We start from the raw sequence: 12,466 nt of genomic DNA, 5'->3' as shown, positions 1-12,466 counted from the left end.
GCCCAGGAGTCCTTCGTGCCCTCTCGCCGTCCCACCCGCGCCGCGCTCGCCGGCGTCGCCGCCCTCGCCGTCACCGCTCCCCTCGCCGGGTGCGGCGTGCTCGGCATCGGCGGCAGCAACGCCGACCTGCAGATCTACTCGGCGCGGCACTATGCGCTCGAGGGTGCGTTCAAGGACTTCCAGGACGAGACCGGCATCTCCATCGAGTTCATCAGCGGCAACGACGCCGAGCTGCTCCAGCGCATCAAGGCCGAGGGCGCCGACGGTGAGGCCGACGTCTTCATGACCGTCGACGCGGGCAACCTGTGGAACGCCGCGCAGCAGGACGTCCTCAAGCCGCTCCAGTCCCCCGCCCTCGACAAGGCCGTCCCCGCCGACCTGCGCGACAGCGAGAACCGCTGGTTCGGCCTCGCGATGCGGGCCCGCACGACGACGTACAACCCCGACAAGGTCAAGCCCGCGGACTTCGACCCCAAGGACACGTATGCCGGCCTCGCCGACCCGAAGTGGAAGGGTCGCCTCTGCATGCGCGACGCCACGTCGGCGTACACGCAGAGCCTCGTCGCCAGCCTCATCGGGCTCGAGGGCCGCGAGAAGACCCTCGAGATCGTCAAGGGCTGGGTCGCCAACGGGGTCCAGATCAAGTCCAACGACGTCGAGCTCATCAAGGCCATCGACGCCGGCACCTGCGACGTCGGCATCACGAACCACTACTACGTCGCCCGCGAGCTCAAGAAGAACCCCAACCTCAAGGTGAAGCTCTACTGGGCGAGCCAGCAGGGCGCCGGCACGCACGTCAACATCTCCGGCGCGGGCGTCGTCAAGACCTCCGACAACGCCGCCCAGGCGCAGCAGCTCATCGAGTGGCTCGCGACGAAGGGGCAGAGCGCGTTCGTCGACGGCAACCACGAGTACCCCGTCAACCCCGACGTGAAGCCCGAGCCGATGATCGCGAAGTTCGGCGAGTTCAAGCGGATGCCGCTCTCCGCCGAGGCCTACGGGTCGCAGAACGCCGAGGCCGTCGAGCTTCTCGCCGAGGCCGGCTACAAGTGACCGTCCCGGCGACCGAGGCGCGCGGCGCGTGTCGCGCAGCCGACGGACGCCTCGCCCGGGCGCGCCGCGTCCGCCTGACCGGGACGGGACGCCCCGCGTGGTCCGCCCTCGTCGTCCTCATCGCCGCGATCGTCTGCATCCCCGTCGTCGCCGTCCTCGTCGAGGCGCTCGCGTCCGTCGGTGACAGCGCCTGGCCCCGCGGTCTCGGCGAGATGGTCGTCACGACGGTCGCGCTCCTCGCCGCCGTCGCCCTCGGCACGACTGTCCTCGGTGTCGGGCTCGCCTGGCTCGTCACGGCCTACGACTTCCCGGGCCGTCGCTGGCTCTCCTGGCTGCTCGTGCTGCCCCTCGCGATGCCGGCCTACGTGCTGGGTTTCCTCGTCCTGTCGACGTTCGGGCCGGCCGGTGGTCCGGCGCGGGCGGCGCGGGCGACGGTCGGGACGTCGGGGTTCGTCGAGTGGCTGTCCGGCCCGCTCGGAGCGCCGGTCGTGCTGTCGCTGACGCTCTATCCCTACGTCTACCTGTTGTCCCGAGCGGCTTTTCGCGGTCAGGGGCAGGTCACGTGGGACGCCGCGCGCATGCTCGGCGCGTCGCCGTGGCGCGCCTTCCGGCAGGTGCTACTGCCGCTGGCCCGCCCCGCGATCGCCGGTGGCCTCGCCGTCGTCATGATGGAGACGCTCACCGACTTCGCCACGGTCCAGTACTTCACCGTCCGCACCGTCTCGGTCGGCGTCTACCTCACGTGGAAGGGCTCGTTCGACTTCGCGTCGGCGGCTCAGCTGTCCGTCCTCGTCCTCGCCTTCGCGGTGCTCGTGCTCACCGGTGAGCGGATCCTGCGCGGTGGTGCGCGGTATGACGCCCGCGGCGGTCATCGTCCACCCGCCGCTCCCACGGTGCTCACCGGGGCGGCGCGCTGGTGGGCGGCCGCGGCGGCGTGGTCGGTGCTGTTGCTTGCCTTCGTCCTGCCGGTCGCGCGGCTCGTGTGGTGGGCCGTGACCGCGACGGCGGCGGACTCGTCGTCGCTCTCGACGGGCCGGTTCGCGATGAACCTCGCCAACAGCGGGGTGATGGCCGCGCTTGCCGCGCTCGCGTGTGTCGGGCTGGCGCTCGTCGTGACGCACGGGGTACGCGTCACCGGAGGCCGGCTCGCGCGTGCGGCCGCTCAGCTCACAACCTTCGGGTATGCCGTCCCGGGCGCCGTCATCGGGATCGGCGTCCTCGTCGCGTTCGCGGCCCTCGACGGCTGGCTCGAGGCACTCGGCGTGGCGGGTGGGACCGGGCTCGTCGTCACCGGGTCGGTCCTCGGTATCCTTGCGAGCTACGTCGTGCGCTTCCTCGCGCCGGCGTACCAGGCGGTCGACGCGAGCTTCGCGACGATCTCGCCGTCGGTGACGAACTCGGCCTTCTCGCTCGGGTCCTCGCCATGGCGGGTGCTGCGCCGGGTGCACCTGCCGCTGTCACGCTCGGGCATCGCGGTCGCGCTCGTCCTCGTCGCCGTCGACGCCGTGAAGGAGTTGCCCCTCGTGCTGCTCCTGCGACCGTTCGGCTTCACCACGCTGTCGGTGTCGGTCTACGAGCTGGCCAACGAGAACTTCTGGGAGCAGGCCGCCCTGCCCGCCCTGCTCATCGTCGCGCTCGCGATCGTCCCGGTGTACTTCCTCGTGCGGCAGGTCCGTCTCGCCGAGCCGCACCGTCAGGAGCTGTCATGACGAGCGAGGCCACGGTGGGACGGGACGCAACCCCGGACGACGCGCGCGAGACCCACGTGGGTGCGCGGACGGCATACGAAACGAATGACACTGGGGCACAACGGGATCCGGCGCTCGCGCTGCGCACCGTCTCGAAGTCCTACGGTGACACCCCGGCCGTGTGCGAGCTGGACCTCGCCGTCGAAGCGGGCGAGATCGTCGCGCTCATCGGGCCGTCCGGCTGCGGCAAGTCGACGCTGCTGCGACTCGTCGCCGGGCTGGAACGTCCGGACGCCGGCGAGGTGCGCGTCGGTGACGCGACGGTCGCGGGGCGGGGTGCGTGGGTGCCGCCCGAGAAGCGGCGCGTCGGGCTCGTCTTCCAGGAGCACGCGCTGTTCCCGCACCTCACCGTGGGCGACAACATCCGGTTCGGGCTCGCGGGAGTGGCGCGCGCGGAGCAGGACGCCCGTGTGCGGAAGGTGCTCGAGCTCGTCCACCTGCCGCACACGGTTGATCGTTACCCGCACGAGCTCTCCGGTGGTGAGCAGCAGCGCATCGCGCTCGCCCGTTCGCTCGCGCCGCGTCCGGAGGTCGTGCTGCTCGACGAGCCGTTCTCCTCGCTCGACGAGTCGCTGCGCGCCCGGGTCCGGACCGACACGGTCGACGCCCTGCGTGCCACGGGCACGACGGCGATCCTCGTGACGCACGACCAGACCGAGGCACTCACCGTCGGCGACCGGATCGGAGTCATGCGCGCCGGTGTCGTGGAGCAGCTGGGCACCCCGGCGGAGGTGTTCGAGCGGCCGGTGAGTCGGTTCGTCGCGTCCTTCATGGGGGACGCGGACTTCCTGCCGGTGGTGGCCGACGAGCACGGGCTGATGAGCGAGCTCGGCCGAGTCATGGTGCGCACCGACGTCGACGCACGCGAGGCCGAGGTGGTGGTGCGGCCGCACGAGGTGGCGCTGACGCTGACGCTGCCCGCGGACGGAGGCGACGGGGTCGCGCGTGCGCGGGCGGTCGTCGAGCGGGTCGAGTACCACGGCGCGTTCGTCCTGCACACGGTCCGGCTGCCGTCCGGGCGCACGGTCCGCTCGTGGCAGCCGCACTCGGTCCGCTATCCCGTCGGGACCGAGGTCGTCGCGTCGATCCAGCCGGGCCTCGTCCCGAGCCTCCTCGTCGGCGACCACACCCTGCCGACCCCCGACTGACTGCGGGTCCGGCGCGAATCCAGCGCGCTCGGTCTGGGCGCCCCACACGTCCCACGCCGACCTTGGGATCCTCTCGACGCTGACACTCTGATCTTGCGTCGTCCTTTGGACCACCCTGGCCCAAAGGACGACGCAAGATCAGAGCACTGCGGGACCACATGCCCGGACTGGCCGTGCGGCCGCGGTCGGCCAGTCCGCCGGGTATGCCGGCCGCTAGCGTTGTGCGCATGAGCTCACCTGCCGCACACCCAACCTCGACCGGCACCACCCGCGACCCGAGGACGCTGCGGCGCGAGGACTTCCCCGAGGTCCAGCGGGTGAGCACGCGGTGGGCCGACAACGACATGTACGGCCACCTCAACAACGCCGTCTACTACGAGCTCTTCGACTCGGTCCTCAACGCCTGGCTCATCCGCGAGACCGGCATCGACGAGACGAGCACCCCGACCCTCGGTGTCGTCGCGGAGTCGTCGTGCCGGTTCTACTCCGAGCTCGCCTACCCGCACCCCATCGACGTCGGCGTGCGTGTCGAACGCATCGGCACCAAGAGCGTCACCTTCGCGTTCGGCCTCTTCGCCGACGGCAGCGACGACATCGCCGCGCACGGGCTGTGGGCGCAGGTCTACATCGACCGCGCCGGGCGGCACACCGTCCCGATCCCCGACGACGTCCGCGCGGTCTGCGAACGCTCCCTCTCCGCCCAGCCCTGACCTCCCCAGTCACACCAGTCACTTCCGTTACGGTGATCGGTATGACGCCCCGCGGCACCTCCCAGCCCGCTCGCCGCGCCGCTCGTGCGGCCGCTCCAGTGCTGCTCGCTGCGCTCGCGCTCGCGGGCTGCTCCGACGACGAGCCGACCGTGGCGCCGTCAGGCTCCGGCCCGACGACGAGCGCCACCTCGGCCGGCCCGTCGGCGTCCACGAGCCCGCCCTCCTCGGGCACCGCAGCACCGTCGGGCACTGCGGAGCCGTCGGGCGCGGCCACCCCCACCCTGCCGCCGGCACCGTCGGCGAGCGGGACGGCAGCGTCCTGCCCCGCGGGCAAGGCCGGTGCCGTCAACGTCACCGGCCTGTCGAGCGCGGCGGCCGCGAAGGCGCGCGCGCTGCATACCGCCGCCAAGGCCTGCAACGGCAAGGCGCTCATCGCGATCGCGACCAAGGACGGGACCGGGTTCGCCGGCGAGCGCCCCGCGTCGGCGACCTTCACCGCGTCGTCGACGCAGAACTACACGTGGCTCGCGACGCTCCTGACGATGCCGCAGGTGGCGACGTTCGACGGGAGCGTCGCACCGCGCGTCTTCTCCGAGGACTTCAAGGAGAACGACGCCGAGTGGACCGCGGCCGTGAACGCCGGCCTCATCACCAGCGCCCAGGCGGCCGACATGAAGAAGACCGACGGCGGCTACACCGGCCCACGCGTCGGCATCGCCGAGGACGGCACCTGGACCTTCTTCACCCACGGCCGCTGACGCGGGCGGCCCGGGCAGGGGCCAGGCCGGGCCTCATGTCTCGGACAGCGAGTCCAGCACGACCGCGCTGACCTGCTCGGTCCGGGCGGCGTCGCGGGTCGTCACGGTGACGTTGAGAACGCCCTCGGGACCCTTGACGAAGATCGAGCTGCCCTGCACGGCCAGGTTGCCCGCCGCGATGGCGTAGCGCGCCATGACGGCCCGACCCGCCGGAGTCTCGGTCGCCGTGTAGGTGACGTCACCGTCGACGAGACTGCCGAGCTGCGCCGTGAGCTGTGCTTCGGTGGGGAGGTCGGTGAGCGGGACGACGATGGCATTGATGCTGTCGGCGAAGCCATCCTTCGGCGGCGCCGTGAGGATGAGGTCAGCGTTGGTCATGACCGCCCTGAACTGCGACACGCTCACACCCATGCGGTCGGCGAGATCCTTCATCATGGCGTCGTCCCCGGCGGCGGCCAGTTCCTCGGGGTCAATCGCGACCCACTCCGCGGGACCGGCGAACCGCAGTCCGGCGTCCTCGACCGGGTGCCAGGCGTAGCCGCTCGGCAGGGACGGGGCGCTCGAGGCAGATGCCGAGGGCGTCGACGCGCCCGTGGTCGACCCCGCCGGCGCGGGCGTGCCGTCCCGTGTGGGTGCGGCCTGGGTGCACCCGGTGACGGTGAGCGCGCAGAGAGCGGCGAGGGCGGGCAGGCGGCGCTTCATGCACCGGAGCGTACCCAGCGCCGCACGTTCGGGGACCCGAATCGCCGAGCGTGAGAAAACGCCGTCAGGGCGCGCTGGAGGGGTGGGGACCGTATGCCGGGTCGTCGCCACCCGTGGGAATCCGAGAAAACCGCCTCCACGGGCCTCCAGTGGCGAGCTTTGTCGGAGCTGACAGGTAAACTTTGGGGTGAACGTCGCGCCCCGGGCCACCAGCGGTCACCCGCACCAGCCCCGGGCGCGCGGCATGAGCGAAACCCACTCGAAGGAGCACCGTGCCCAGCACGCCCGAGGACAACAGCATCGAGACCAGCCAGACCACCCAGTCCGCCGAGGGGACGGCGGCAGCGGAGCGGGCAGCCGACCAGACTGCCGACCAGGCGAGCGGGGTCGACACCCCGCCGGCCACGAACGGCAAGAGCAGCGCGGTCGGCGACGACACGGCATACGACGCGTCCGCGATCCAGGTGCTCGAAGGCCTCGAGGCGGTCCGCAAGCGCCCCGGGATGTACATCGGCTCCACCGGTGAGCGCGGCCTGCACCACCTCGTGTGGGAGATCGTCGACAACGCCGTGGACGAGTCGCTCGCCGGCTACGCCGACACGATCGACGTGACCCTCCTCGCCGACGGCGGCGTCCGCGTCACCGACAACGGTCGCGGCATCCCGACGGGCATGAACGACCAGTACGACATGTCCACCGTCGAGCTCGTCCTCACCCAGCTGCACGCGGGCGGCAAGTTCGGCGGCGGCGGATACAAGGTGTCCGGTGGACTGCACGGCGTCGGCTCCTCCGTCGTCAACGCGCTCTCGACCCGTCTCACCGCGGAGATCAAGCAGCTCGGGCACGTGTGGCGGATGGAGTTCGACCACGGTGAGCGGGTCGCGCCCCTCGCGAAGGAGGAGGCGACCGACGAGACCGGTTCGACGATCACCTTCTGGGCCGACGGCGACATCTTCGAGACGACCGACTACGACTACGAGACGATCCGCGCCCGCTTCCAGCAGATGGCCTTCCTCAACAAGGGCCTGACGATCAACCTCGTCGACGAGCGCGTCCCCGAGCAGAGCCCGGAGGAGGCGGCCGAGGACGGCGACGAGGTCGAGGGCAACGAGGACCGGCAGCGGCACGTCTCCTACCGCTACGACAACGGCCTCGTCGACTACGTGACCCACCTCGTCGGCTCGAAGAAGTCCGAGCCGGTGCACCCCGACATCATCAGCATCGACGTCGAGGACGAGGCGCGCTCGCTCTCCCTCGAGCTCGCGATGCAGTGGACGGGTGCCTACAGCGAGTCCGTGCACACGTACGCGAACACGATCAACACCCACGAGGGCGGCACCCACGAGGAGGGCTTCCGCGCGGCCCTCACCAAGCTCGTCAACGACTTCGCCCGCAAGCAGAACCAGCTCAAGGACAAGGACGAGAACCTCACCGGCGACGACGTGCGCGAGGGCCTCACCGCGGTCATCAGCGTCAAGCTCGGCGAGCCGCAGTTCGAGGGTCAGACCAAGACCAAGCTCGGCAACTCCGAGGTCAAGGGCTTCGTCCAGCGCGCCATGACCGACGAGTTCGGAGACTGGCTCGAGCGGCACCCGAACGAGGGCAAGGAGATCGTCCGCAAGGCCATCCAGGCCGCGACCGCCCGCGTCGCCGCCCGCAAGGCGCGGGAGGCGACCCGCAAGCGCGTCCTCGAGTCCGGCGGCCTGCCCGGCAAGCTGCGCGACTGCCAGGCCAAGGACCCGGCGATCTCCGAGGTGTTCATCGTCGAGGGCGACTCCGCCGGTGGCTCCGCCGTGCGCGGCCGCAACCCCTACACGCAGGCGATCCTCCCGATCCGCGGCAAGATCCTCAACGTCGAGCGTGCCCGCCTCGACAAGGCCCTCGCCAACAACGAGGTCCAGGCGCTCATCTCGGCGTTCGGCACCGGCATCGGCGAGGACTTCGACATCGAGAAGGCCCGCTACCACAAGATCGTGCTCATGGCCGACGCCGACGTCGACGGCATGCACATCCGCACCCTGCTGCTGACGCTGCTCTTCCGGTTCATGAAGCCGCTCATCGAGGCCGGCTACGTCTACCTCGCGCAGCCGCCGCTCTACCGGATCAAGTGGAGCAACGCCCCGCACGAGTTCGCGTTCACCGACCGCGAGCGCGACGCCCTCGTCGCCGAGGGCCAGAGCAAGGGTCGCCGCCTCCCCAAGGAGAACGGCATCCAGCGCTACAAGGGCCTCGGCGAGATGGACTACCAGGAGCTGTGGGAGACCACGATGGACCCGGAGAACCGGATCCTGCTCCAGGTCACCCTCGATGACGCGGCCGCCGCGGACGAGATCTTCTCGATCCTCATGGGTGAGGACGTCGAGTCCCGCCGCGGCTTCATCCAGCGCAACGCGCGCGACGTGCGCTTCCTGGACATCTGAGGCCGGTTGCGTATGCCGTCCGCTCACCTTCGCGTCCCGATCTCACCCAATTGGACGGTTCGGGACACGAGCGGCCCCGGGAAAAACTCACCAATTGGACGGGTTCGGGACACGAGCGGCACCGACGGCGAGCGCACCCACGAACGCTACTGACGCGGCATACGGCCGCATGAATGTGACTGAAGGACAAGGGAACTGATGGCTGACGACATCGACGGCACGGACAACGACCTGGACACCGACGTGGACACCGAGGACACCGGTGACCAGGGGTCGGTGATGCACGACCGGTCGCCCGGTGAAAGCGACCGGATCGAGCCGATCGACCTCAACACCGAGATGCAGCGGAGCTACATCGAGTACGCGATGTCGGTGATCGTGTCGCGCGCGCTGCCGGATGTGCGCGACGGCCTCAAGCCGGTGCACCGGCGCGTGCTCTACGCGATGTACGACGGCGGGTACCGGCCCGACCGCGGCTTCAACAAGTGCAGCCGCGTCGTCGGCGACGTCATGGGCCAGTACCACCCGCACGGCGACAGCGCGATCTATGACGCCCTCGTCCGGCTCGTGCAGGACTGGGCGCTGCGCTACCCGCTCGTGCAGGGGCAGGGCAACTTCGGCAGCCCCGGCGACGACCCGGCCGCCGCCCCGCGGTACACCGAGTGCCGGATGGCGCCGCTGTCGATGGAGATGGTGCGGGACATCGACGAGGAGACCGTCGACTTCGCGCCGAACTACGACGGCAAGACGCTGGAGCCGACGGTGCTCCCGGCGCGCTTCCCGAACCTGCTCGTCAACGGCTCTGCTGGCATCGCCGTCGGCATGGCCACCCAGATCCCGCCGCACAACCTCGGCGAGGTCGCGAACGCCGCGCAGTGGGTCCTCGACAACCCCGAGGCCAGCCGGGACGAGACCCTCGAGGCCGTCATGGCCCGGATCACCGGGCCCGACTTCCCGACCGGTGCGCTCATCATGGGCCGCTCCGGCATCGAGGACGCCTACCGCACCGGCCGCGGCTCGATCATCATGCGCGCCGTCGTCGAGGTCGAGGAGATCCAGGGCCGGCAGTGCCTCGTCGTCTCCGAGCTGCCCTACCAGGTCAACCCCGACAGCCTCGCCCAGAAGATCGCCGAGCACGTCAAGGAGGGCCGCCTCCAGGGCATCGCCGACATCCGCGACGAGACGTCCGGGCGCACGGGCCAGCGCCTCGTCATCGTGCTCAAGCGCGACGCGGTCGCGAAGGTCGTCCTCAACAACCTCTTCAAGCACACCCAGCTGCAGACGAACTTCGGCGCGAACATGCTCGCCCTCGTCGACGGGGTGCCGCGCACGCTGCCGATCGACGCCTTCATCCGGCACTGGGTCGACCACCAGATCGACGTCATCCAGCGGCGCACGGCATACCGGCTCAAGAAGGCCGAAGAAGAGATCCACATCCTGCGCGGCTACCTCAAGGCCCTCGACATGCTCGACGAGGTCATCGCGCTCATCCGCCGCAGCCCCACGGTCGAGGAGGCGCGCGACGGGCTCATCGAGCTCCTCGACGTCGACGAGGTCCAGGCGCGCGCGATCCTCAACCTCCAGCTGCGCCGGCTCGCGGCCCTGGAGCGGCAAAAGATCATCGAGGAGCACGACCGGCTGCAGGCGCTCATCGAGGACTACAAGGACATCCTCGACAAGCCCGCCCGCCAGCGCGACATCGTGTCCGAGGAGCTCGCCGCGATCGTCGAGAAGTACGGCGACGACCGGCGCACCACGATCCACGGCTTCGACGGTGACATGTCGATGGAGGACCTCATCCCCGAGGAGGACGTCGTCGTCACGATCACGCGCGGCGGCTACGCCAAGCGGACCAAGGTCGACGCCTACCGCTCGCAGAAGCGCGGCGGCAAGGGCGTCAAGGGCGCCCAGCTGCGCGGCGAGGACGTCGTGGCGCACTTCTTCACGACGACGTCGCACCACTGGCTGCTGTTCTTCACCAACCTCGGCCGGGTCTACCGCACCAAGGCCTACGAGCTGCCCGACGCCGGCCGCGACTCCAAGGGCCAGCACGTCGCGAACATCATGGCGTTCCAGCCGGACGAGCACATCGCCCAGGTGCTCGCGCTGCGCGACTACGAGTCGTCGCCGTACCTCGTGCTCGCCACCAAGGGCGGCCTCGTCAAGAAGACCCGTCTCGGCGAGTACGACTCCCCCCGCACCGGCGGCCTCATCGCCGTCAACCTGCGCGACGAGGACGAGCTCGTGGGCGCCGGGCTGACGAGCGCCGAGGACGACCTGCTGCTCGTCTCGCGCAAGGGCCAGTCGGTCCGCTTCCACGCCGACGACGCGACGCTGCGGCCGATGGGTCGCTCGACGTCCGGTGTCACCGGCATGAAGTTCCGCGGCGACGACTCGCTGCTGTCGATGTCGGTCATCGAGGTCGGGTCGGACCCGGACGTGTTCGTCGTCTTCGAGTCCGGCCTGGCGAAGCGGTCCAAGGCGTCGCAGTGGAACGTCAAGGGTCGCGGCATCCTCGGTGTCGCCGTCGCCAAGCAGACCGAGAAGGGCGGCGACCTCGTCGGCGCGCTCACCGTCAGCGAGGACGACGAGGTCATGGTCGTCTTCGAGCGCGGCAACATCGTCCGCTCCCGCGTCGACGAGGTCCGGCTCACGGGTCGCAACACGGCCGGCGTCTGGTTCGCCAAGCCCGGCCGCAACGACGCCATCGTCGGTGTCGCCCGCAACGCCGAGAAGGTCGTCGAGGAGGAGGTCGCGGAGGCCGACGCCGAGGGTGTCTCCCCCGTGGACGGCACCCCGGTCGACGAGGTCCCCGGTGACGAGGCCCCGGTCGAGGAGGCAGGCGACGCGGCCCCGGTCGACGAGGCCTCGGCCGAGGAGGCTGCCGGTGCGGCACCCACCGGTGCGGCGTCTGCCGGGGAACAGGCCGATGGCGTACCGTCGACTGACAACAACGACACCGACGGTGACGGAGGCGACGAGTGAGCACGGCAGACCAGGCAGGCACCTCGATGCGCAGTGCATCGAGCGGCTCCGCCGAGCCGACCCGCTCGATGACCCGTGCGTCCGCCTCCGACGGCGCAACCGGCGCCGACTCGGTGCCGACGACGCCCCGGTCCGCCGCGGCTGCTCCGCGCGGCACTGGCCGTCGGGTCCGGCTCACCGTCTCGCGGGTCGACCCGTGGTCGGCGATGAAGATGTCGTTCCTGCTGTCCGTGGCGCTCGGCATCGCCGGCGTCGTCATGGTCGCCGTGCTGTGGATGATCCTCGCCGGCATGGGTGTCTTCGAGCAGGTCAACGGCCTCGTCGGGCAGATCATCCAGGACGGCGAGAACAGCTTCGACATCATGGACTTCGTCGGCTTCGGTCGCGTCGTCTCGCTCGCGATCGTCGTCGGCGTCATCGACGTCATCCTCATGACGGCGCTCGCGACCCTGTCGGCGTTCCTCTACAACGTGTCGAGCAGCCTCGTCGGCGGCCTCCAGCTGACCCTCACCGACGACTGACCGAACCCGCTTCGCCGGTATGCCGGCCACGCACCTCCCGTATGCCGCCCGCTCGCCGAGAGCGGGCGGCATACCGTTCATGTTGACTCACGTCAAGATGCCCGCGAGGGGTGAGTCGTTGACTCATCGGTGAATGCCCGCGTGTGTCGGGTGCTTTTGACCTTGGTCTTGTTGAGGTAGGTGGCGTTGGCTTTGCGTCGGGTCGCGACGATGCCTCGGCGTTTGGCGAGCTCGAGCAGGTTGGCTTGGATGAGGTCGATGTCGCGTCGGAGCTGGGCCGGGTTGGCGGTGCTCAGCGCGGCGTGTAGGGCGCGCTCGTCGTGGGGGTCGACCAGGTTGGGGTGGTCGCGTAGGAGGCGGGTCAGCGGGGTCGCGGCGGTGTCGTAGGTCTTGGTGACTTTGGCGCCGTGGCGAGTCTTGG

General features: G+C 70.3%; 10 protein-coding genes. 8 read left to right on the top strand and 2 right to left on the bottom strand.

The annotated features are described in order from the left end of the window. Positions 1-15 precede the first annotated feature (15 nt). The 5 genes from BCF74_RS08055 to BCF74_RS08035 all read left to right on the top strand — a co-directional run bounded on the left by BCF74_RS08055 (position 16) and on the right by BCF74_RS08035 (position 5,417). Positions 16-1,053, top strand: a complete 1,038-nt coding sequence (locus BCF74_RS08055; protein WP_245889268.1) for an extracellular solute-binding protein — start codon at positions 16-18, stop codon at positions 1,051-1,053. Next, positions 1,050-2,762: an ABC transporter permease gene (locus BCF74_RS08050; protein ID WP_146132903.1), complete on the top strand. Its 1,713-nt coding sequence runs from the start codon at positions 1,050-1,052 to the stop codon at positions 2,760-2,762. The genes BCF74_RS08055 and BCF74_RS08050 overlap by 4 nt, the downstream gene beginning before the upstream one ends. Continuing rightward, positions 2,759-3,949, top strand: a complete 1,191-nt coding sequence (locus BCF74_RS08045; RefSeq protein WP_106297443.1) for an ABC transporter ATP-binding protein — start codon at positions 2,759-2,761, stop codon at positions 3,947-3,949. The genes BCF74_RS08050 and BCF74_RS08045 overlap by 4 nt, the downstream gene beginning before the upstream one ends. Before the next feature lie 227 nt (positions 3,950-4,176). After that, entirely contained in the window at positions 4,177-4,659 is a 483-nt protein-coding gene (locus BCF74_RS08040) for an acyl-CoA thioesterase (RefSeq protein ID WP_106297442.1), read from the top strand. A gap of 41 nt (positions 4,660-4,700) precedes the next feature. Beyond that, positions 4,701-5,417, top strand: coding sequence for a hypothetical protein (locus tag BCF74_RS08035; protein ID WP_146132902.1), 717 nt, complete (start codon positions 4,701-4,703; stop codon positions 5,415-5,417). 33 nt (positions 5,418-5,450) lie between these two features. Here BCF74_RS08035 and BCF74_RS08030 read toward each other — a convergent pair whose 3' ends face one another. Further along, positions 5,451-6,119 (bottom strand): hypothetical protein, encoded by a 669-nt coding sequence (locus BCF74_RS08030; RefSeq protein WP_106297440.1) that lies wholly within the window; start codon positions 6,117-6,119, stop codon positions 5,451-5,453. 272 nt (positions 6,120-6,391) lie between these two features. On the opposite strand from BCF74_RS08030, the gene gyrB reads away from it, so the two are divergent. The 3 genes from gyrB (at position 6,392) to BCF74_RS08015 (ending at position 12,045) form a co-directional block, all read left to right on the top strand. Continuing rightward, positions 6,392-8,539, top strand: a complete 2,148-nt coding sequence (gyrB, locus tag BCF74_RS08025) for a DNA topoisomerase (ATP-hydrolyzing) subunit B (RefSeq protein ID WP_106297439.1) — start codon at positions 6,392-6,394, stop codon at positions 8,537-8,539. A 198-nt stretch (positions 8,540-8,737) separates the two neighbouring features. Further along, the gene (gyrA, locus tag BCF74_RS08020) at positions 8,738-11,524 is read left to right on the top strand and encodes a DNA gyrase subunit A (RefSeq protein ID WP_177426643.1); all 2,787 of its coding nucleotides are present in this window, start codon (positions 8,738-8,740) and stop codon (positions 11,522-11,524) included. Then, positions 11,521-12,045 (top strand): DUF3566 domain-containing protein, encoded by a 525-nt coding sequence (locus BCF74_RS08015; RefSeq protein WP_106297438.1) that lies wholly within the window; start codon positions 11,521-11,523, stop codon positions 12,043-12,045. Before gyrA ends, BCF74_RS08015 begins: the two co-directional genes overlap by 4 nt. Positions 12,046-12,137: 92 nt before the next feature. Here the strand turns inward: BCF74_RS08015 and BCF74_RS17315 are convergent. Next, positions 12,138-12,466, bottom strand: a 329-nt coding sequence (locus tag BCF74_RS17315) for a hypothetical protein (protein WP_218279227.1), incomplete at its 5' end; no start/stop codon positions are given.

This window comes from Knoellia remsis (assembly GCF_003002895.1).
GTDB classification, from domain to species: Bacteria; Actinomycetota; Actinomycetes; order Actinomycetales; family Dermatophilaceae; genus Knoellia; species Knoellia remsis.
Note: the sequence above shows the minus strand (reverse complement) of the source record. Positions and strands in the feature narration are given on the sequence as shown.